Source organism: Polaribacter sp. Asnod6-C07, from assembly GCF_045063625.1.
GTDB classification, from domain to species: Bacteria; Bacteroidota; Bacteroidia; order Flavobacteriales; family Flavobacteriaceae; genus Polaribacter; species Polaribacter vadi_A.
Genome location: NZ_JBEFOF010000005.1, coordinates 1,833,484 through 1,855,524, shown reverse-complemented (window position 1 = coordinate 1,855,524; position 22,041 = coordinate 1,833,484). Strand labels below are relative to the sequence as shown.

Genomic DNA, 22,041 nt, shown 5'->3' with positions numbered 1-22,041 from the left:
CTTGTAATTGCAAAGGCTGTGTAACTGGAGATTGTAAGAATTGCACTTGTACAAGCTGTACTTGTACAAATTGTAACTGTTAGTTTTACACTGTTATTTCGACTTTATAAAGAACCTTCTACATTAGATTTCTTTATAAAGTTGAAATGACTTTTTTAAAATAAAAACAATGACTACCAAACAAGTTTGGACAAATTATTCTCAGGATTTAAAACGATTTATCATCAGCAAGGTAAAAGATACCACTATTGCTGAAGATATTTTGCAGGATACTTTTATAAAAATCCACACCAAACTTCATACTTTAAAAGACATCACTAAATTAAAATCTTGGTGTTTTACTGTGGCTAGAAATTCGATTTTAGATTATTGGAAAAGCACTAATCAAACCTTTGAAGTTGCCAATTTTGAAGCCGAAACTGAAATCTTAGAAAACACACATACAGAACAAGATTGCTTGCGAGGTATATTAAAACACTTGCCTAAAAAATATAGAGATCCTTTATTTTTATCTGATATAAAAGGATTAAAACAGCAAGAAGTTGCACATCAATTAAAACAAAGTTTACCTACAACAAAATCGCAAATTCAACGAGCAAGAAAATTAATTGCACAAGGTTTTATGGATTGTTGTGGTTTTGTAATGAATGAAAAAGGTAATTTAGTTGGTGAAATTCAAGAAAAAGAAGACTGCAAAGTTTGCAATTAATTTAACAAAATAAATCATCAATTTTTAATTATCTTGGGGATAAATTTCTAATAAACTATTCTCTATTATGATTGAACTAAAAAAAGAAGATATAAGTCAAGAAGTATTTGATTTGTATGATGATTACGCACACAATAAACTTACAAGAAAACAATTTTTAGAAAAACTTTCTTTATATGCAGTTGGCGCTATTACTTTGCCTGCTTTGCTGAGTTTTGTTTCTCCAAATTATATCGATTCTATTATAGTTCAAGATGATGATCCAAGAATAGATTCTAAAATGATAACTTATGATTCGCCTAAAGGCGGATTAAAAATTGATGGTTTACTTTCTATGCCAGCAGAAACTAAAGGTAAACTTCCAGGAGTTATTGTTGTTCATGAAAATCGAGGTTTAAATCCGTATATAAAAGATGTAGGCAAAAGAACAGCTTTAGAAGGATATATTTCTTTAGCTCCAGATGCTTTAACACCTTTAGGTGGTTACCCAGGTAATGATGATGAAGGTAGAGCAATGCAAAGAAAAAGAGATCGTTTAGAAATGCTAGAAGACTTTATTGCTGCTTATAATTATGTAAAAAATCATAAAAATTGTACTGGTAAAGTAGGTGTTGTTGGTTTTTGTTTTGGAGGTTGGATTTCTAATATGATGGCTGTGCAAGTATCAGAATTAGGTGCTGCAGTACCTTATTATGGTAGACAACCTGATGATGAAATGGCTGCACAAATAAAAGCACCATTATTATTACAATATGGTGAATTAGACAAAAGAGTAAATGCGGGTTGGCCAGCTTTTGAGAAAGTTTTAAAAGCCAATAACATACCACATACAGCTCATTTTTATCCGAATGCAAACCACGGATTTCACAACAATACAACTCCAAGATTTGATAAAGAAGCTGCAGATTTATCTTGGAAAAGAACTATTGATTTCTTTAATAAATATTTAAAAGCATAAAGCTAAATATTCTAAAATAAAAAAGAGCGTTCGTATTACGAACGCTCTTTTTTTATACAAATAATACCACTTATTATTACCTAGGCACTCTAATTTCAGCACCAAAAAACAAAGCATTTAAAAACAGTTTGTTTGTTCCATACCAAGCACCTCTAAAATTAGGATTATCAGCAAATAATATTGCTCTACCTCTACCTAAAGGACTTACTAATAAAGAAGCAGAAGGTTTAATAAAATTATCTAAGTTATTTTTAGATACAAAGCCATCTATATGTGGATTTTTAGAATATTTAGCAACTGTTGCATAAGCACTTTTGCTTGGGGCCAAAAACACCATATTGTTTTTATAAACTGGCAATTTAGTTGATCTATAGCCAAATCCTAAAGGATGAGTTACATCTAAATCTACCTCAAAAATAGCACCTCCTACTCTTTCTTTTCCAGCATTTTCAGAAGCATCCACATAAGGCATTCTTTTAACTTCTTTTTTGTCTTTATCTTTAGACTTTGGTTTTTTGGTTAAACTTTCTTTCACCATTTTTTTATCAATCAACCATTTAGAGCCACCTGCAATTGTAATTAAAGTATTTCCTTTAGCTGCCCAATCTTTTAATTTATTTCTTTGGATGGAATCTAACTCATTATAACTTCCAGAAACCATCACCAAAGTATTGTATTTGTCTAAATTGGCTCTTCTGTAATTGCTCATTCTAATTTTAGTAATTGGCATATGAATTCTAGTATCTAATAAATGCCAAACCTCACCAGCTTCGTAAGAATTAGTTCCTTCTCCAATTAATAAAGCTACTTTAGGTTTTTCTAAAACTCTAAAATTATTACTCCCTAAGTCAATTCCTTTTAAACTAAATCCGCTGTTTGTTCCAAAAACAGGAATTTCAAATTTTTCTTGTGCTTCAGCTATAATCTTAAAAACTTCTTCAGTAGATTTTTTTTGTTTACTTACAGGAATCAATAAACTACCATAATTAAAACTTTTATCACCTTCTGATGTAGCAATCGAAAATGGTTTAAAAGCAGAAGCAACAGTTAATCCTTTGGTTTGCAAATAATATAATGCTGCTGGTGTATTGTAATCATCCCAATCAATCATATAAGCATAATTTGCTTTTATTATTTTTGGGTTTTGAATTAAATTTTCTGTATTTGTAATTTCTTCTCCTAAACTTACCGATTTTTTACCTTGGTATTTTATATTGTAAAAATTGGCTAAACTCCAAGCTGAAGCATCATAAAAAACACTATCTCTATACTTGCTATAAGTCTCAAACATGGTTTGCACCATTCTATGTTGTGGCTGTTTTAAAGGCACAGTGTAAGTATCTCCGCTTTTGTACACTTTAATTTTATGCGTTAACAATTGTTCTATAAAATCTTTGGCTCTGTTTTTATCATATTTTTCTTGAAACTCGTAGCCAGCCAAACCAGATTTTGCTTTTTTAGTAACTGCAGATTTAAAAAAGTCTTGTTGATATTTTCTTAAAAAAGCTTTGTTTTCTACAGCTGCTTTTATGGTTGCAAACGTAGATATGTATTGATTTCTGATGGTAAACGAAAACGTAATTTTTCCATAATCTGTATCTTGAACATGACCTCTAGAACTAGCTTGCTCAAACAATAAAGCCAAACCTCCTTGTAAATCTGGATAAGAAGAACCATAACCAGGATATGTACCATCAAAAGATTCTTTGGTATAATATAAAGAACCCACATCATCTAAAGCCTTAACAAAATACTTTGCAAATAAGTTGTTTAAATCTTCGTAATTTTCTTTAGGCATAATAGGATCCCAAGAACCAATAGGTTTCATTGGCTCAAAAAAGTGATGACTATTTGTACCCATTTCATGAAAATCGGTCACTACATTTGGATACCAAGAATGCATCCATTTTAATTTTGATTTACTCTCTGGATGTACAGCCAATAACCAATCTCTATTTAAATCGAACCAATAATGATTTGTTCTTCCTCTTGGCCAACCTTCTGTATGCTCTGCATCTACATTATCTGAAACCAAATTTTTAGCTTGATATTGATTCGCCCATTGTGTGTGTCTATCTCTTCCATCAGGATTAATTGTTGGATCTATAAAAATAACTGACTTTTCTAAATAATTTAATACTTCTGGATTGTTAGATGCCACCAAAGTATATGCTGCAAGTAAAGCTGCTTCAGAACTCGAAGGCTCATTTCCATGTACATTATACCCTAATTGAATAATTACAGGTACATCATCATAATTTTTAACATTGGTCTCTGTATCAACAAATTTTAAATGTTCAGATTTTATTGTTGCTAAATTTTGTAAGTTTTTTGGTAAAGAAACCGCAAACATTACTAATTTTCTTTTTTCATGGGTTTTACCGTAAATTTCTATGGATGCTCTGTCAGAAACCTCTGCCAACTTTGTTAAATAAGCCACAATTAAATCGTGCCTTGTATGGTGTTCTCCTATTCCATATCCTAAAAATTCTTCTGGAGTAGGAATTTCGGAATTAAAAGGGGCTTTATCTTTAAAATAATAATCTTGGGCCACTAAATTTTGGAATAAAACAAAAGTAAATAGAAAAGCAAAAAGGTGTTTGATAGATTTCATAAGACTGCAATAGGTTAGTTGCACTAAAATAATAATTAATTGCGAACGGTTGTTTTATTTAACATTCAAAATATTAGTTTACATTTGATTTTTATTTTTTTTGATGAAAAACAAATCACTTATCAATAAAGAGCTCGAAGATTTTTACAACAAAGCTTCAGAAGAAACTCGCCTAGAAAAAGGAATGGGTATTTTTGAGTTTGAACGTATTAAAGAACTTATAAAACAGCACATTTCTAAACCAAATATTACTATAATTGATGTTGGTGGTGGAACAGGAAAATACTCAGAATGGTTAGCGCAACAAAATCATAAAGTACACTTAATAGAACCTGTTGCAAAACATATAAAATTAGCCGAAAAAAGAGCAAAAAAACTAAAAAATCCATTTTCGGTTACCAAAGGAATTGCTCAGAAATTACCTTATAAAAATGATACTGCAGATTTGGTTATTTTACATGGGCCTTTGTATCATTTGCAAAAAAGAGAAGATAGAATAGCAACCATACTTGAAGCAAAACGTGTATTAAAAAAAGGCGGAATTGTTTTAGGTTTTGCCATAAACGCAACTGCCTCTACTGTTGTGGGTTTAATGAATGGAATGATTCACGCCAATTCATTTTTTGAAATGTGCAAAGAAGAATTAACCTCAGGAATTCATAATACTCCAAAAGATTTTCCTTTTTTATTAGCAGATGCATTTTATCATAAACCACAAGATTTAAAAGCTGAGTTTTTAGAACAAGAATTAAAGTTCATTAACTTATTTGCTGTAGAAGGCATGATTTGGCTAGACAATGAATACTTTGCAAATATGCTCGATAAAAAGAAATCTAAAACTTTAAAAGCTTTACAACATCTTACACAGAATGATGAATATTTGTTACCTTTTAGTCCTCATATGATGATTGCTGTAGAAAAATAAAAGCCTTTTTGTATATTTGTTTTAACTGATTATTTTTCTTAAAAATTCAATTTTATTACATGACTATACAATATGAAAATACGTTAAGGCAATTAATTATTGATGTTCTTGGTGATGAAGATAAAAGCGATTATAATATTTCTAAAGAAATATCAGAAAAATGGTTTGCAAAAAGAACCAATGCAAAAAACAAAAATGATGGCTTTTTGTTTGAAAAAAGAATTATTTTCTATGCCGATTTCGAAGACTTAGCTTTAGTTATTGAAGAAAACTGGAAAGAATTCTTACCTGTTTTGTTTGATAAAAAAAGGTTTCAAGTATTTTTTAAAGAAGTTGGGCAATTTAGAAAAACCATCAATAGTGGCAATAACTTGATACAAAGCCAAGAGAATTTGCTTTCTGGTATTGTAATGGATTTAAAAAATGCCATTACTATCTATAACAATAAAGAAAATTTAGTAGATGATTATTTTATCTCTATCAAAAAAATTTCTGATAATTTAGGTACTTCCTGGTCTAAATCTGATACTACAAATAAGAAAAAACCAGTTCTAAAAGTTGGTGATGATTACGAATTATTAGTAGAAGCAAATGATCCTAAAGACAGAAAAATTGAATATCAAATAGCACATTTTGCAGGTAAATTAAAGATAAAACAAGATTCTAATAGATTTAACTTTAAAATAGATAAAGAATTTATTGGTCAAAACACCATGCTAATTGTAAAAGCTTTTACTGCTGATGCTGATTATGTAAACGAAAGTATTTTAAAAATTCATCTAACGGTTTTACCTGAGTAATTTTTAACTTTTACCGCAAGTTTTTTCCTGATTAAGAATCTAAAGTTATAAATTCTAAAAGTTATTTTTATAAAAATTAACGATAACTCATCATTCTAAAATAAGAAACTGATTATGAAAAATATTGCATATATAATTTTATCTGTTTTACTTTTTATTGCTTGTAAATCTTCAAATAAAAACGAAAACCAACAAGAAGAACAAAGAGAAGGAAGACCAAGTGTTATTCAACTAATTACTGAAATGGACAGTAATAAAGATGGTAAGTTATCTGAAAATGAAACAAGAGGTCCATTAGCTGATGATTTTTCAAAAATTGATACTAATTCTGATGGTTTTTTATCTACTGATGAACTTTCATCTGCACTAAAAAATCAAGAAAATAGACCACCAAGAAGAGAAAACACACCAACTGATTTATCAGCAGAAATTAATACAACAGTAAAAGTAATACCTGTAAATACAAATTATTTTATTTCAGAAAACATTATTGGTGATATTGAGAAAAAGACCATCAATTTAAACGGAATTGAAACTCTTTGTTATGTTTTTAAAACCAATTCTATAGCAACAGAACATCAAATGGGGCCTTGGTGTCCAAGACATATAGATGATGGAATGGAAAAAGCTGGTATTTGGTTTAAAGATGATAAAGTTTATGATGTTTCTGGGCATTTTATAGCAAATCTAGATGAATTTTATAGTGATGATAAATGGAAAGTGTATAGAGAAGATGGTACTATTAGGGTTACAGATACAGAAGAAGGTTGTTTAGCAGCAGCAAAACCAGATGTTGATGAAGCATACAATAATTATTGTGTAGAATGTTTACCAGAATATTTTAAAGACCAAGTAACTACCTATACTATACCTGTAACTCCTAAATATTTAAACACCACACAAAGTTTTGGAGGAGGTGGAATTGGAGTTGCCTTTAATGGTGTAAAATACGATCCACCTGCACCAACTCACGCAATTTTAGCAGCACATACAATTGCACCTTTAGACGATCATGGAGGCCATGTAAATCCTCATGGAGGTTATCATTATCATGCAGTTACTGGTTCTACTAAAAAGATTGAACAAACCAATACACATTCAGAACTGATTGGTTATGCTATAGATGGTTTTGGAATTTACGCTTTGTTAGATAAAAACGGAAATAAACCTACAAATTTAGACGAATGTGGAGGGCATTTTGATGATGAAAGAGGTTATCATTATCACGCAGGTGAACCAGGAGGAAACCAAATTATAAAATGTTTACATGGTTTACCTGGATACACAGAGGTAAAAGAATAAAAATTCATTTTCTTTCATTTATTTTTGATAAAGAACTAATTTTAAGTTGAGTAACTTTAATTTGATTTTACTCATTTAAGGCAAATCAAAACCTTTTTGTATATTTGATAAATTCGGTTTTATGAAAAGAATTCAATTAAATATCAAAGATGAAGCTTACGCTAAATTTCTCCTTTTATTAAGTAAATTTAATAAAGATGAAATAAAAATTATTGAGCAAATTGAACACACTCCTCTAAGTACAGAATATATTATTGATAACAAAAAAACAGCTATGGTTTCAGAAACAATTACAGAGAAATTATCTTATCCAAATAATGCTTCAGAAGAAACACAAGATTGGTGGACAGAATTATCAAAAGAAGAAAAAGAAGACATTAAAATAGGTATAGACCAAGCTAACAAAGGCAATCTTATAGAAAACGATAAAGTAATGAATCGTTTTAAAAAATGGCACTAAAAATTCTTTGGACTCCAAAAGCTGATGAAGGCTTAGAAAAAGTTATAAATTATTTAGAAGAAGAATGGACAATTTTAGAAATTCTAAAGCTCGAAAATAATTTAAAAGACCTTTTAGTTAAAATTAGTGTTTATCCTAAAATCTGTCCAAAAACTTCAAAACATAATAACTTACACAAAGGTTTTGTCGATAAAAATAATTATATCATTTATCGAGTTGATTTACAAAACCAATTAATTATAATTATTAATTTTAGAGGCACTAAACAAATTTCGATTTATTGAATTTAATGTAATTTCTACCTCCTTCTCTTTTTAGAAGAACTTCTAGTTACTTTTTTCTTTCTTCTGTTAAAAGGCACAGCATCATCAAAAGTGTTTTTAGCAGCTTTTGCTTTTTTGTTTTTTTGCCAAGAATTGGTTTCTGGTAAAAGTACTTTTAGCAAATCTTGTCTACCCACTTTATTTAAAGTGTTTTTAATCCAATCTTTATTTTCTTTTTTATACCAAAAGAAAAATTTATGTTGGTCTTCTTTCTCCTTTTTTGTCTTGGGAGTTTTTGTAGGCTTTAAAGTATAAGGATGATAGCCTGAATAATAAATAACAGTAGCAACCGTCATTGGAGTTGGTGTAAAACCTTGTACTTGCTCTAACTGAAAGCCCATATTTTTGGTTTCAGCAGCCAAGTTTGCCATATCTTCCACTTCACTTGCTGGGTGACTAGAAATAAAATAAGGAATCAATTGTAGGTTTAATTTCTTCTTGATATTTATTCTGTCAAAACGCTCTTTAAACTTATGAAAATACGTAAAAGAAGGTTTACGCATCAACTTTAAAACTGGGTCAGAAGTATGTTCTGGTGCTACTTTTAATCTTCCAGAAACGTGCTTAGTCATTACCTCTTCTGTATACGCATCCAACTCTTTTGGGTCTGCATTTTTGTTGAACTCTGGCACTAACATATCATGACGAATTCCACTACCAATAAAAGACTTTTTAATCTTCGGATGTTTATCAACTGCTTGATATAACTCTGTTAATGGCTTGTGAGAAGTATCTAAATTAGAACAAATTACAGGCGAAATACAACTTGGCGCAACACATTTATCGCAAATAGATTGCACTTTACCTTTCATCTGATACATATTTGCAGAAGGTCCACCAATATCAGACAAATACCCTTTAAAATCGGGCATATTTGCAACCTTATCTACTTCTTTTAAAACAGATTCTTGGCTTCTACTTGCAATAAATTTTCCTTGATGTGCAGAAATGGTACAAAAACTACATCCACCAAAACATCCTCTATGAATATTGATAGAAAATTTTATCATTTCAAAAGCAGGTATTGGTCCTCTTTTGTTATATTTCGGATGTGGTAAACGTGTAAAAGGCAAATCAAAAGAACCATCAATTTCTTTTTCTGTCATTGTAGGAAAAGGTGGATTAATCACCAACATTTTTCCTTCAACCTCTTGTAGAATTCTTCTCGCTTTAAGTTTATTCGATTCTTGTTCAATCGTTTTAAAGTTAGAAGCAAAAGTCTTTTTATCAGCTAAACAAGCTTTATGAGAATTAATAGTAACATCTTCCCAATCATTAATTACAGGAATTTTCTCTTGTTTCTCATCAATTAAAACAGCTGTTTGTTTAATGTTTTTTAAACTCGAAAAGGGCACACCTTTTTGCAATAATTGAACAATTTCACGCAAAGGTTGTTCACCCATACCATATACCAACATATCTGCTTTAGAAGTTTCTAAAATAGTTGGCAACAGCTTATCAGACCAATAATCGTAATGCGTTACACGTCTTAAAGAAGCTTCAATACCGCCAATTAAAACAGGTACATCTGGAAATTTTTCTTTTAATATTTTAGAATATACAGAAGTTGCATAATCTGGTCTAAAACCCTTATCTCCATTGGGTGTATAAGCATCTTTATCTCTTCTTTTTTTACTAGCTGTGTAATTTGAAACCATAGGATCCATACAACCACCAGTTGCTGCAAAAAACAATCTTGGTTTGCCTAGTTTCTCAAAATCTTGCAGATTATCATTTACACTTGGTTGTGGTACAATTGCCACTTTTAAGCCATAACTTTCTAAAATTCGTCCAATTACGGCTGGCCCAAATGATGGATGATCTACATAAGCATCTCCACTAAATAAAATAACGTCCAATTGTTCCCAACCACGGATTTTTACTTCCTTGTTTGTAGTTGGTAACCAGTCTGTTAATTGATGTCTATTCGTTTCTTGCATATTTTGCAAAAATACGGGTTTTAAAATGGATTACGATATGCTTTCTTTTATAAATTACAAGTTGCCAAAATTTTTGTTAAATAAGTGACTAAATACATAAGAAATCTAATACTTTTGCAAGAATCAATAAACTTTATAAATGAAAAAAATACTATTTTTTGCAATTACTATTGCATTTTTAGGCAGTTGTGCAACTTCTAACATCAACAAAAAAGACAACACGATTCAGGTTTCTATGGACTTGAACAATATTTTTGATGATAAAATAAAAGTGGAAGTAAACCCAAGTAAAATCAACCAAAGATCTATCGTATACCAAATTCCTGCAATTGTACCAGGTACTTATGCAATGAGTGATTATGGCCAATTTGTTTCTGATTTAAAAGCCTTTGATTATGATGGAAACGAACTTACTGTAAGCAAATTAGACCCAAATTCTTGGCAAATAAATGAAGCTCAAAAACTTGACAAAATTTCTTATTGGGTAGATGATACTTTCGATTCTGAAAAAAAACACGGCATTTATGTAATGGCAGGAACCAATATTGAAGCTGACAAAAATTTCTTTTTAAACTTACCAGGTTTTGTGGGTTATTTTAAAGGCAATAAAGAAATGCCTTATAATTTAACCATAAATCATCCAGAGAATTTGTATGAAACTTCTTCTTTAATCAATAAAAACATTACTAAAGAAAACAACACAAAAGATGTATTTTATGCTTCTAGATATGATGAAATATCAGACAACCCAATTATGTATGCACCTTTAAACACGGTAAACTTTACAGTAAATGGTGTTGCTGTTTCTTTAGCTGTGTATTCGCCAAATAATATACATAATGCTAAAGATATGGAAGCAGATTTAAAGAAAATGGTTGAAGCACAAACCAATTTCTTAGAAGGTTTTTCTACAACCAATGAATACAATATTCTAGTGTATTTATTCGACCCAAAAGTGTACAACTGGCAAAGTTTTGGTGCTTTAGAACATTTATCATCTACAACAGTAGTTTTCCCAGAAACGTATAGCAAAGAACAATTGACAAATGGAATGATTAACGGAACTGTTTCTCACGAGTTTTTTCATATTGTTACTCCATTGTCTGTACATTCTGAAGAAATACATTCTTTTGATTTTAATACACCAAATATGTCTCAACATTTATGGATGTACGAAGGAATTACTGAATATTTTGCCAACTTATTTCAAGTAAACCAAGGCTTAATTTCTGAGCAAGAATTTATTGATGAAATGAAAGGCAAAATTGCGAGCTCTATGCGTTATAATGATACCATGTCTTTTACCAAAATGAGTAAAAACATCTTAGAAGATAAGTATGCCAAAAACTATGGAAACGTTTATCAAAAAGGAGCTTTAATTGGGATGTCTTTAGATATTTTATTGCGCGAAGAAAGTGAAGGTAAATATGGGGTTCGTGATTTAATGAAAGATTTATCGAATAAATTCGGACAGAATAAACCTTTTAAAGATGATGAAATTTTAGATGAAATTGTAGCCATGACCTATCCTTCTATTGGCACTTTTTTCGATAAGCATTTAACAGGAAATGTTGCTATTGATTACGATGCTTTGTTAGCCAAAGTTGGTATTGTTAAGAAAAAAGAAAACATTGATGCTGGTTACTTTTTAGACAGTAACAGACAAATTTTTATCTCAGCTAATCAAAAACAAGAAATCTTTTTTACCAATAGAAAAAACACGGCTTTAGCAGCTTTGGGTGTAAAATCTGGTGATGTTTTAAAATCGGTAAATGGTACTGATATTAACTTGCAAAACATTAGAACTTTTATAGGACAATCTTTACAATGGAAAGAAGGAGATAAAATTACTTTTGAAGTGATTAGAAATGGAGAAAATGTAAAACTAGAAAGTGATTTTGTAAAAGGTACTACTGAAATTGAAAATTTAGTAATTGAAGAATTACCAGAATCAAATCCGAAGAAAAAATTAAGAGATGCTTGGTTAAAAGCTTTGTAATTTTATTTCTTTATTAAAAACTTAAAGACTCTCATTTTGGGAGTCTTTTTTTTATTTTACTGTAATTTTAACCTTGTGGAGAAATCACTAGAAAGAAGTTTTTTTTTTAAAAGTCATCATCATCAAACGGATTATCGAATGGTAAATCGTCTTCAATATCATAATCATCAATATTTACGCCTGGAGGATTAAATAAACCCCATCCATCAATTTTATAATTCTGCTTATTAAATGTCTTGACCCACTCTGCAAATAGTATTCTAAATTCTTCAATTTCATCTCTAATAAGTTTTAAATAATCAACATCTTTAAAACTTAACTCTTTTAAACTAGTTGTATATGCTAAAATGTAACGAGCTTCTCTTCGAATAATAGTAGCAGTTTCCATTTTAATATCATACAATATTTCTTCATCATAAACACCAGCTATTTTTGCGGGTATCAACCTTGAACTATTTGTTAAGTATTCTTTAAAGTACTGCATCATTTTTTTTTCTGCATCAGCATCTTCATCACATTCTTCAATTAAATCAGCTACCTTGCTAACCAATTCGTTAATTTGTTCAGCCTTAATATAAAGTGGTAAATTTTCTAAGCTTTCATTCATTTTAAAACAATTTTTGTAAAAAATTAAAATTATAGTTTACTATTTAACTTATTTTAGTTGTTCAACAATTTTTACAGCTTCTACAGCTTCTTTTACATCGTGCACACGTAAAATATTTGCCCCATTTAATAAAGCAATTGTATTTGCAGAAGTGGTTGCATTTAAAGCTTCTTGTGCAGAAATATCTAGGGTTTTATACAACATCGATTTTCTAGAAATTCCTGCTAAAATTGGTGCATCTAAACTTTTAAAAAGTTCTAAATTACTTAAAATTTTAAAATTATGAGCAATGGTTTTTCCAAATCCGAAGCCAACATCAATAATAACATCATTTAATTTTAGTTGATGCAATTCGAATATTTGTTTTGCAAAAAACGAAATAATTTCTTTAGTTACATCTTCATAAACAGGATTTTGCTGCATATTTTGTGGTGTACCTAACATGTGCATTAAAATATAAGGAACTTGCAAATTGGCAACTGTACCAAACATTTTATCATCCATAATTCCACCAGAAATATCATTAATTATTGCAGCTCCAGAATTTACAGTAGCTTCAGCAACTTTACTTCTAAATGTATCCACAGAAATTATAATTTCTGGGTAATTTTTTATCAGCAAATCAATAACAGGAATTATTCTTTGCAACTCTTCTGTTTCAGAAATATGAGCAGCTCCTGGTCTAGAAGAATAAGCACCAACATCAATAAAAATAGCACCTTCTGCTAACATTTTATCAACCTGATTTAAAATTGCTGTTTCGTCTTTATATTTTCCTCCGTCAAAAAAAGAATCTGGAGTTATATTTAAAATCCCCATTACTTTTGGCGATGATAAATCCACTAAATTTCCTTTGCAGTTTATGGTCATTTTATTTGACTACTTTATTTATAATAGCACTAAGTTTTGGTGCTTTATATGCATTTATCTTTTGCATTAAATCATCTACAGAATCACCAATAATTAACATTTTTCTATTTGCCTCTTTTAAATAACCTTCTTCTACCATTTTATCTAATTGCAAAATAAGTGCATCAAAAAAACCATTAATATTTAAAAGACCTACAGGTTTTTGTTCTATTTGTAATTGGCCTAAAGTTAAGGCTTCAAACAACTCATCTAAAGTGCCAAAACCTCCTGGAAGCGTAATATAAGCATCAATTAATTTACTCATAATAACTTTGCGTTCGCTCATATTTTTACAAACTATCATTTCTTCTACTTCTGGATGAATTACTTCTTCTTTTTCTAAAATCTTAGGAATTACACCAATAACTTCTCCTTTTTTAGCCAGAATTTCATCAGCAATAACACCCATCAACCCTAATTTACCTCCACCATAAACCAAGCCAATGTTATGATTTACAAAATAGTTACCCAATTCTTTGGCTGCATTTTTATAAATAAGATTAAAACCTAAACTTGAGCCACAAAACACAACAATTTTTTTCATTACTAACCTTTGATAATTTCATTGTAAAAATAAATGAAAAGGCTATAAGATTTACTACTTTTGAAAAAATACTTTTTTACAAAAATGCAAGACACCTCAAAACAATATGATGCAGTAATTGAAAATTGCAGAAGTTTATTCATTAAAAAAATGTCTGATTATGGTTCTGCTTGGCGTATTTTACGTTTGCCATCTTTAACAGACCAAATCTTTATTAAAGCGCAAAGAATTCGTCAACTACAAGAAAATGAGGTAAGAAAAGTAGATGAAGGTGAGAAATCTGAATTTATTGGCATTATCAATTACTCGATTATGGCTTTAATTCAACTAGAAAAAGGCGTGGTAGATAACCCAGATTTAAACACAGAAGAGGCTACAATTTTATATGATAAGCATGTTAAAATCACCAAAGAACTGATGCTAAATAAAAATCACGATTATGGTGAAGCTTGGAGAGATATGCGTGTTTCTAGCTTAACAGATTTAATTTTACAAAAGCTTTTACGTGTAAAACAAATTGAAGATAATAAAGGAAAAACTTTAGTTTCTGAAGGTATAGATGCCAATTACCAAGATATGATTAATTATGCCGTTTTTGCAATGATTCATTTGGGTTAATATTTGTTACAAAGTTTGAAAGTAACAAAGTTTCAAAGCCAAAAAGTTATCATACAAAGTTTACTCTTTTTTACCTAAAGGATACATTTCTTGCTGAATAAATCCTTTAGGAAAATTCTCATCTCCCTCAAAACCCAACTCAATATCTCTACCCGAATGTGGTATGTAATTTGTTTTAAAAATATAATCCCAAATACTTAGTGTAATTCCGAAATTTACACCAAACTTACGTTCTTCTGGCAATTCTCTAGAATGATGCCAAATGTGCATTTTTGGGTTGTTCAAAATATACTTTAACCAACCATAATCCCAATTGATATTTGCATGATTTAAATGCCCAATAGTGATGTTAAAAAAATGTACAAAAGCTACATCTTGTGCAGAAAACCCACCAATAATTGCTAAAGGAATATATTTTAAAGAATTGTAAACCACAGGTTCCATCCAATGATATCGCAAATGTGCTGCAAAACCCATTTGTTTTACAGAATGATGTACTTTGTGAAAATTCCATAGAAATTCTACGCTATGCAGCAACCTGTGTGTCCACCATTGTACAAAATCTACCACAATAAAAAAGATAAATATTCTAGATAGAAATGGCAATTCATTCAATTCTAAAAGTTGAAAATTAGCTATTGATAAACCTACAACCCCCAAAACATCATTAAACAATTCTGATGCTGAATTAGACAAGGCAATAAGCACAATTAAGTTTAACAGAAAGAAATTAAAGAACATATAAAACGTATCTAACCAAAAATCTTTTCTGAATAGTGATTGATTTTTTCGCCAAGGAAAAATGGCTTCTAAACCCCAAACTATTAATGAAATTATAATTAATCCGTAGAAATAATTCTCCCAATTCAGTTCCATTAAAACTGAATTTTTAAGGTAATTCCAATAACTGGAATACGAGTTTTTTATAATTTCTATGTATTTGTTCATTTCTTACAATTATAAAATGTAGCCATTTCAGATTTTAAAAACCTGAAAAGTCTAATTTATTATAAAACCTTAATAACTCCCTTAAACAAAGTAATCATTTTTGGTTCAGCTTCACCAGCAATGGCAATAATTTCTGCAATATTAACAGGCTGTAAGTTTTTAGGATCACATTCGTCTGTTAACACAGAAATTGCAGCACAAGGTAAATTTAGTTGTTTGGCAACAATTACTTCTGGAACTGTACTCATACCAACAGCGTCAGCTTCTAAAATTTGTAACATTCTATATTCTGCCCTAGTTTCTAATTGAGGACCTAATACACTTGCATAAGTTCCTTGATGTAAAAGAATATTTTCTGTTTTTGCTACTTCAATAATTTTTGAGTTGATTTCTTTTGAATATGGTGCTAACATATCTGCAAAAATATTACCAAAAGTATTTGCCCCTTTAAATGCTAATGGAGATTGACCTTGTAAGTTTATATGATCTTCTATCAACATTAAATCGCCTTTTTTGTAAGATAAATTAATTGCACCTGCAGCATTAGAAATTAGCAAATTTTTGATTCCTAAACCGTGCATAGTTCTAATTCCATAAGTAACTTCCCAAGGAGTATAACCTTCATATAAATGAAAACGACCAGACATTACAAGTACTTTTTTGCCTGATAATTCTCCGTAAATTAATTTACCAGAATGAAACTCTACAGTTGCCACTGGAAAATTCGGAATATCTTTATACGCAATTTCTATTTCTATAGAAATTTCATCAACTAATTTACCTAATCCTGTTCCTAAAACAATCCCTATTTCTGGATTTGCTAATCCTTTTTGAGTTAAAAAATGGATGGTTTCTTTTAATTGATTTTGTTTGGTCATATTATATTAATTTATCATTGCAAGTTTACGAAGCAATCTCTTTTTAAATAACAGATTACTTCATTCGTTCTTCTTTAACAATGACGTTTTTATTGTATCACTAATTTTTGTGTTTTCGTTTTACCATCAACATTAATTTTAGCCAAATAAATCCCTTTGTTAAAAGAAGAAATATCTATGCTATTATTTGTGATTTTAGATTGATGAAAAACTTGTTTTCCTAAAACATTAAAAATACGTATTTCAACAGAAACAGCATCAATATTTGAGAGTTGAATCTTGGTTTTTGCTGGATTTGGGTAAAAAGATATTTTATCAATTTTTACCTCATCAATATTTAAAACTGAGCAATTATTTGATGAAAAAGAGGTAAAAGTTCCTAAATCCCAAAAATGATCGAAATCTAAACAATAGAAAAATACTTTATCAAAATCAGCTATATTTTTACCATTAGGTATAGCAACTGTAAAACTCTGTCTGCCTGAAGATTGTGTTAAACCAATTTCGAAATGGTTTAAATTTGCTATTAAGGTTGTAGCTAAAACATCATCAGAAATACCATTAGAATCTACCAAAAAAGCTCTAACATCTGGCCCAGGAGCTGTTCTAAAATTACTTCCTAAATTTAATGTAATTGTATTATTTGTATTTAAAATAAGAGTCACATCACCAACAACATTATAAGAATCTTGGTCTGGATTGTTACCAAAACCCATTAAAGTTTCTGCACATTGTGCATTAATTTGTAGGTAAGAAAGACTTAAAAAAGTAATAAGTAATAGTTTTTTCATAAGAGATTATTTAACATTTATAAACTTTGACATAATTTCTGGGATATCAATAATATCCTCATATACATCTATGTCGTTTTTAAATGCTAATAATTTCACTTTTTTATTTTTTAAATCTAATAATGTATCTTTTCTTACAGTTTCTGTTCCCCAACTTTTATTTTTGAATACTTTTTCTTGTAATGCATTCATTCCTAAAAGATAATAACCACCATCTTCTGCAGGCCCAATAACTACATCATTATTATCTAATTGAAGAAAAGCATTATCAATATTTTCTGATGATAAATTGTACAAATCACTACCAATAATCATTACTTTTTCGTAACCTAAATCAAACCCATTTTTAAAAGCGTTTAACATTCTAATTCCTAAATTTTCACCAAATTGTTGATGCTTTTGATAAATTTTAGCATCCCAAATGTCATTTTCTCTAACTTTAACAGAATAATAAACAGCTTTATCTGCATTTACTTGCAATGAAACATCTCTGGTTTTTTGGAGTAAGAATTTATAGATTTCTAAGGCAGTTTCATCTCCAACCGTTTTTGCTAAACGTGTTTTTGCTTTACCTAATTCTGGGTTTCTTGTAAATATTAATAGCAAGTTTTTACTCATAAACTTTCTTTCCTTTTTTTAGCCACTTGCTCCAATTTTTATTAAAAGTATGTACTTTTTCTGTGTTATTTCCTAAAGTATCTATTACTTGAAAATCGGCATTTTTCCATTCGAAAATTCCACCATACAAATTATAAACATTGGTATAACCTGCCTGAATTAATTTGTGCGCTACTGTTTCTGAACGAATACCTAAAGAGCAATAAACGACAATTTTAGCATTCTTATCTTCTGGTAATTTTGCAATTGTTTCTTTTAGTTTAAAATTATCGTAACCAACACAAATTGCATTTTCTAAATGACTTACTTTATACTCTTTTTCTTCTCTAGCATCCAATAAAATTGCATCCGTTTTTGGTAAAGCCAAAGTTTCTACAGACATATATGGTACATTTCTAGTATTCCATTTTTCAAGTAATTTATCTAATTTTTTCTGCCCAAAAGTTGCTGAGCTTATTACTAAGAAAAGTAAAACTATTTTTTTCATATAAGATTATAATTGAATTCCAAAACCTTGCAAACCGCTTTCTATGGCTGGTAAAATTTCTGTATTATCCCAAATTCCTGTAACAATTGTTCTAGAATATTCTTCTGGCAACACCCCATTTTGCATTAATTTACTTGTTAATTTATAGTTATAAGTTAACGTTTTGTGCGTAAAATTAAACTGATTATTTGCATCATCTAAAATTGCATACCAAACAGAAGAATTACCATCATTTGCAGGCATACCTATAACACCAGGGTTTAACCAAATTTTATTTTCTTGCTGATGATTAAAAGGCAAACCACAATGCCCAGAAATTATTACATTACTGTTTGTAGCTTTAAAATTCGGTATTTTAACATCCCAATCTGTAGATTTATAAATAAATTCTGACACGTTAAAAAATGATCCGTGAACAACACTCACTTTTTTATTTGCGTAAGTAAAGTTAATATAATTTGGCAGCTTTTTTATAAAACTTAATGAATTTTCTGACAATTTACTTTGTGCATAAGGATACCAAAGTTGCGAAAAACTATCACATCTAGAACCTTCTCTAAAATCGCAACCACAATCTTCTGCATTTTCTCTAAGTTGTATTTCTACATTACCTAAAATACTTTTTGCTCCCCAAATTTTAAAAAGCTGAACTGCTTCTTCTGGTTGTGCACAATACCCAACAATATCTCCAGTACAAATACAGTTTTCTGGTGCAATGTTTTCTTTTTCAGAAATTTGTTTTAAAGCCTCTAAAGCTTGTAAATTACTGTAAACACCTCCAAAAACCAGCATTTTTCCTGATAGCTTGCCTAAGCTATGTGTTATTTGATCCATTTAGGAATAAAATATAAAATGATACAACTTAAAATTCCCCATAAATTTACCCAAAGTAAACTTGCATATTTACCTTCTGTAAAAATTAAAGCCTGAGGAAAAGCATTAAAAACCAATAAGATTCCAAAAACCAAACCACAACCAATAGACAAGTAAAAGCTAATTTTTGGCACTTTATATTTCCAGAAAATAAACATTGGTGTAAGCCCAATAACCATAGTTCCAGAAATAGTAGTTGCAGATAGAATTTCTGCATTTAAAAAAACGGGTATTGTACCTAAAACAGCAACTGCAACCATTGCAATTCTACCAAAAGAAACAGATTTTCCTAAATTTAAATCTACTGCTAACAATTTAGAAAACGACGAAAATGTAGAATCTAAGGTAGATGCTGCAGAAGTAATCATTATAAAATTAATAACCAATAAAATAACTACGCCAAATGCTTTACCCACTTCTACAGCAGCTTGCCCTTTTAAGCCTTGTGATTGTGCATAAATACCAATAAAACTAAAAAAGATAATACAAAAAGCACCTAAAAGACCTGCCCACAAAAAACTTCTTCTGGTAACTTTAGGACTAGAAATAAAACCTCTATCTGTTAAAACAGGATCGTGAAAAGGATAACTAAATGATTGTAAAAGTGCTGCGAAAAAGAGGTTTAAACCAAGCTCAAAACTCCAAGTTCCTGAATTTATTATTTCTTTGGATGAAAAATCATCTGTAGCAAAAATAGTTCCTAAAATAACGATGAGTAAAACAGAAAATAAAACCATTTGAATTACATCTGTAAATATAGAGCTACTTAAACCACCTTTTAATGCATAACTTAAGGTTAATAAGGTAAAAACAACAATTGACCAATAATAAGGTGTACTGCCTTGCGCACCAAAATAATTACCAATAACCATAGTATTACTCCAAACCTCATTAAATAAACGAAAAGCAATTAAAATAGAAAAAATAGCTACTGCTTTTTTACCGAATTTTGTGGTTAAAAACTCGTGAATGCTTTTATAGTTTCCTTTTGTCCTTAATTGATAAATAACAACACCAGCAACTGCAAAAGACAAATAATAACCTGCATAGGCTACACCACCAACCAAACCATAATCTAAACCTAGGTTTGCTGCATTTGTTATGCTTTTTGCAAAAATCCAGGAGATGATTAAACTACCTGTTAATACTAAAGTATTTGGCGCCTTCTTTTTATGAACAGCTTTAAAAAACTCATCTGTTGTTTTTGCTAGTGGCGATAAAAAGAACATGATTAAACTTGAACATATTACTAAAAGCCATTGCCAATTTATTACATCCATATTATTCATTCCACCAAACTTTTACATCTAAACTATTACCATTTGTAGCTGCTTCTGCAACACTATAATTCTCTTGATTTAAAGTTGCTGCTTCTGCAGGATAAGGCATTCTTGCAGGAATTAAACCGTTATTTAAACTTGCAGCAACATCTTTTAATGCAGGAAAACCTGTTCTTCTATACTCAACCCAACCTTCATAACCATTAATTACAGCAGCAATCCATTTTTGAGTAATAATTTGCGATAAAGGTGATGTACCAGCATTATAATTAGCATTACCATTTAAATAATTTGTTGGTAATTCTGTATTCCAATATTCAAAAGCTTGTGCAACTCCTAAATTATACAAAGTTTCTGCATCTGTAGAAATATATCCTTTTAATGCTGCTTCTGCTAATAAAAAGCTGGTTTCCCAAGCTGTCATAAAATTAGCATCTAAAGTAGATGTATCTTCTCTAAAAATAGTACCCGCAAGCGAATAATCTGCTATTGCTATAGAAGTTGTAGATGAGTTTATTCCGTTAATTAACCCATTAAACTCATTTGCTGTAGAATTAGCAAAAGTTCTAAAAAATGTTGACATTCTATTGTCATTTAAATCAAACAAAATTTCTTCCATAGTTTCAGACATTACAAAGTTATTGAAATCTCCAACTCTTAATTGCGCTAATCTAAAACTGTTAGGTTCTGAATTTGTAAAATCGAATACTGCATTCTCTGTATTTGTGCTGATGTAATTGCCATTATTAAATAAAGTTTGTAATTCTGCAGAAACATCAACCTTATCAGAAATACGAATTAAATATTTTATTTTTAAAGAATTAGCAAACTGAATCCAAGATTGTAAATCGCCATTAAATAGAATATCACCTTCTAAAGCAATAGAACTTGTATAAGCGTTAATAGCTGCAATACCTTTGTCTAGATTATCTAAAATTCCGTTTTCGTTTTGATAAATGTCTTCTTGTAAATCGTATTTTGGTGTAACAGCACCATCAACTCCATTAAAAGCATCAAAATAAGGTACATCACCAAATAAATCTGTTAAACCAGCAGCCATATATGCTTTTAAAATTAAAGCAGGCCCTTCGTAAACAGCATAAGCAGCTGTTTCTCTACTCTGATTTAAAATGATTTCATTATCACGTAAATTAACGTAAAAAATAGACCAAGGATTACCCCCTAATTGTGGACTTTTTAAATCGTGTCTATCAAATAAATTAAAATCTAAAGCTGTTCTATGTTGTGCTAATAAATCTCCTGCAACAAAACCTTCGTAACTCATTTGTTCACCAAAATCGTAAATAACTTGTCTTAATAACAAACTTGGTTGTACAGCAACTGGAGCATTTGGGTTGGTATTTATCTCTTCAAAATCTTTGGTGCAACTTGTAGTTATAAATGCTAAAATTGCGAATATGTATATAATTTTTTTCATTGTATTATTTTTTATTGCGA

General features: G+C 29.9%; 22 protein-coding genes. 9 read left to right on the top strand and 13 right to left on the bottom strand.

The genetic code is table 11. From position 1 onward, the window contains the following. Nucleotides 1–169: 169 nt before the first annotated feature. Together ACJJVK_RS07850 and ACJJVK_RS07845 are read left to right on the top strand one after the other, a co-directional pair. Entirely contained in the window at nt 170–709 is a 540-nt protein-coding gene (locus ACJJVK_RS07850) for a sigma-70 family RNA polymerase sigma factor (RefSeq protein ID WP_405564913.1), read from the top strand. A gap of 67 nt (nt 710–776) precedes the next feature. Next, complete coding sequence (locus ACJJVK_RS07845) at nt 777–1,667, top strand: dienelactone hydrolase family protein (protein WP_405564910.1); 891 nt, start codon at nt 777–779, stop codon at nt 1,665–1,667. Between the two features lie 76 nt (nt 1,668–1,743). Here the strand turns inward: ACJJVK_RS07845 and ACJJVK_RS07840 are convergent, their stop codons facing one another. Further along, entirely contained in the window at nt 1,744–4,281 is a 2,538-nt protein-coding gene (locus ACJJVK_RS07840; RefSeq protein ID WP_405564908.1) for a M14 family zinc carboxypeptidase, read from the bottom strand. A gap of 103 nt (nt 4,282–4,384) precedes the next feature. On the opposite strand from ACJJVK_RS07840, the gene ACJJVK_RS07835 reads away from it, so the two are divergent. The 5 genes from ACJJVK_RS07835 (at nt 4,385) to ACJJVK_RS07815 (ending at nt 8,052) form a co-directional block, all read left to right on the top strand. Next, nucleotides 4,385–5,206, top strand: a complete 822-nt coding sequence (locus ACJJVK_RS07835; protein ID WP_405564906.1) for a class I SAM-dependent methyltransferase — start codon at nt 4,385–4,387, stop codon at nt 5,204–5,206. A gap of 59 nt (nt 5,207–5,265) precedes the next feature. Beyond that, on the top strand, nt 5,266–6,006 hold the full coding sequence (locus tag ACJJVK_RS07830; RefSeq protein WP_405564903.1) for a hypothetical protein: 741 nt from the start codon (nt 5,266–5,268) through the stop codon (nt 6,004–6,006). Between the two features lie 114 nt (nt 6,007–6,120). Further along, nucleotides 6,121–7,308, top strand: a complete 1,188-nt coding sequence (locus ACJJVK_RS07825; RefSeq protein ID WP_405564900.1) for a YHYH protein — start codon at nt 6,121–6,123, stop codon at nt 7,306–7,308. 121 nt (nt 7,309–7,429) lie between these two features. After that, the gene (locus ACJJVK_RS07820; protein ID WP_405564898.1) at nt 7,430–7,768 is read left to right on the top strand and encodes a hypothetical protein; all 339 of its coding nucleotides are present in this window, start codon (nt 7,430–7,432) and stop codon (nt 7,766–7,768) included. After that, on the top strand, nt 7,759–8,052 hold the full coding sequence (locus tag ACJJVK_RS07815) for a type II toxin-antitoxin system RelE/ParE family toxin (protein WP_405564895.1): 294 nt from the start codon (nt 7,759–7,761) through the stop codon (nt 8,050–8,052). The genes ACJJVK_RS07820 and ACJJVK_RS07815 overlap by 10 nt, the downstream gene beginning before the upstream one ends. Before the next feature lie 14 nt (nt 8,053–8,066). Here ACJJVK_RS07815 and ACJJVK_RS07810 read toward each other — a convergent pair whose 3' ends face one another. Then, complete coding sequence (locus ACJJVK_RS07810; RefSeq protein ID WP_405564892.1) at nt 8,067–10,031, bottom strand: YgiQ family radical SAM protein; 1,965 nt, start codon at nt 10,029–10,031, stop codon at nt 8,067–8,069. A gap of 139 nt (nt 10,032–10,170) precedes the next feature. On the opposite strand from ACJJVK_RS07810, the gene ACJJVK_RS07805 reads away from it, so the two are divergent. After that, nucleotides 10,171–12,030 (top strand): peptidase M61, encoded by a 1,860-nt coding sequence (locus ACJJVK_RS07805; protein ID WP_405564889.1) that lies wholly within the window; start codon nt 10,171–10,173, stop codon nt 12,028–12,030. Nucleotides 12,031–12,136: 106 nt separating this feature from the next. Here the strand turns inward: ACJJVK_RS07805 and ACJJVK_RS07800 are convergent, their stop codons facing one another. The 3 genes from ACJJVK_RS07800 to ACJJVK_RS07790 are packed head-to-tail and all read right to left on the bottom strand — an operon-like array spanning nt 12,137 to nt 14,090. Then, entirely contained in the window at nt 12,137–12,637 is a 501-nt protein-coding gene (locus ACJJVK_RS07800; RefSeq protein ID WP_215993689.1) for a hypothetical protein, read from the bottom strand. A 48-nt stretch (nt 12,638–12,685) separates the two neighbouring features. Further along, nucleotides 12,686–13,507: a dihydropteroate synthase gene (gene folP, locus ACJJVK_RS07795; protein WP_405564886.1), complete on the bottom strand. Its 822-nt coding sequence runs from the start codon at nt 13,505–13,507 to the stop codon at nt 12,686–12,688. A gap of 1 nt (nt 13,508) precedes the next feature. Further along, on the bottom strand, nt 13,509–14,090 hold the full coding sequence (locus ACJJVK_RS07790) for a TIGR00730 family Rossman fold protein (protein ID WP_405564883.1): 582 nt from the start codon (nt 14,088–14,090) through the stop codon (nt 13,509–13,511). Nucleotides 14,091–14,174: 84 nt separating this feature from the next. Here ACJJVK_RS07790 and ACJJVK_RS07785 point away from each other — a divergent pair, with 84 nt between their 5' ends. Continuing rightward, entirely contained in the window at nt 14,175–14,708 is a 534-nt protein-coding gene (locus ACJJVK_RS07785) for a DUF1599 domain-containing protein (RefSeq protein ID WP_405564881.1), read from the top strand. A 60-nt stretch (nt 14,709–14,768) separates the two neighbouring features. On the opposite strand, the gene ACJJVK_RS07780 is transcribed toward ACJJVK_RS07785, so the two are convergent. From ACJJVK_RS07780 to ACJJVK_RS07745, 8 genes are all read right to left on the bottom strand, one after another. Next, nucleotides 14,769–15,656: a sterol desaturase family protein gene (locus ACJJVK_RS07780; protein ID WP_405564878.1), complete on the bottom strand. Its 888-nt coding sequence runs from the start codon at nt 15,654–15,656 to the stop codon at nt 14,769–14,771. Nucleotides 15,657–15,715: 59 nt separating this feature from the next. Continuing rightward, nucleotides 15,716–16,534, bottom strand: coding sequence for a purine-nucleoside phosphorylase (locus ACJJVK_RS07775; protein ID WP_405564877.1), 819 nt, complete (start codon nt 16,532–16,534; stop codon nt 15,716–15,718). Between the two features lie 89 nt (nt 16,535–16,623). Next, nucleotides 16,624–17,325 carry a DM13 domain-containing protein gene (locus ACJJVK_RS07770; protein WP_405564874.1) on the bottom strand — a complete coding sequence of 234 codons (702 nt, stop codon included), beginning with the start codon at nt 17,323–17,325 and terminating at the stop codon, nt 16,624–16,626. A 6-nt stretch (nt 17,326–17,331) separates the two neighbouring features. Further along, complete coding sequence (locus ACJJVK_RS07765; protein ID WP_405564872.1) at nt 17,332–17,943, bottom strand: TIGR04282 family arsenosugar biosynthesis glycosyltransferase; 612 nt, start codon at nt 17,941–17,943, stop codon at nt 17,332–17,334. Beyond that, on the bottom strand, nt 17,936–18,430 hold the full coding sequence (locus tag ACJJVK_RS07760; protein WP_405564869.1) for a rhodanese-like domain-containing protein: 495 nt from the start codon (nt 18,428–18,430) through the stop codon (nt 17,936–17,938). Before ACJJVK_RS07760 ends, ACJJVK_RS07765 begins: the two co-directional genes overlap by 8 nt. Nucleotides 18,431–18,436: 6 nt before the next feature. Next, entirely contained in the window at nt 18,437–19,264 is an 828-nt protein-coding gene (locus ACJJVK_RS07755; protein WP_405564866.1) for a metallophosphoesterase family protein, read from the bottom strand. Further along, nucleotides 19,252–20,583 carry a sodium:solute symporter family transporter gene (locus ACJJVK_RS07750; RefSeq protein ID WP_091897701.1) on the bottom strand — a complete coding sequence of 444 codons (1,332 nt, stop codon included), beginning with the start codon at nt 20,581–20,583 and terminating at the stop codon, nt 19,252–19,254. Before ACJJVK_RS07750 ends, ACJJVK_RS07755 begins: the two co-directional genes overlap by 13 nt. 1 nt (nt 20,584) lies before the next feature. Then, the gene (locus ACJJVK_RS07745; RefSeq protein WP_405564864.1) at nt 20,585–22,021 is read right to left on the bottom strand and encodes a SusD/RagB family nutrient-binding outer membrane lipoprotein; all 1,437 of its coding nucleotides are present in this window, start codon (nt 22,019–22,021) and stop codon (nt 20,585–20,587) included. Between the last annotated feature and the right edge of the window lie 20 nt (nt 22,022–22,041).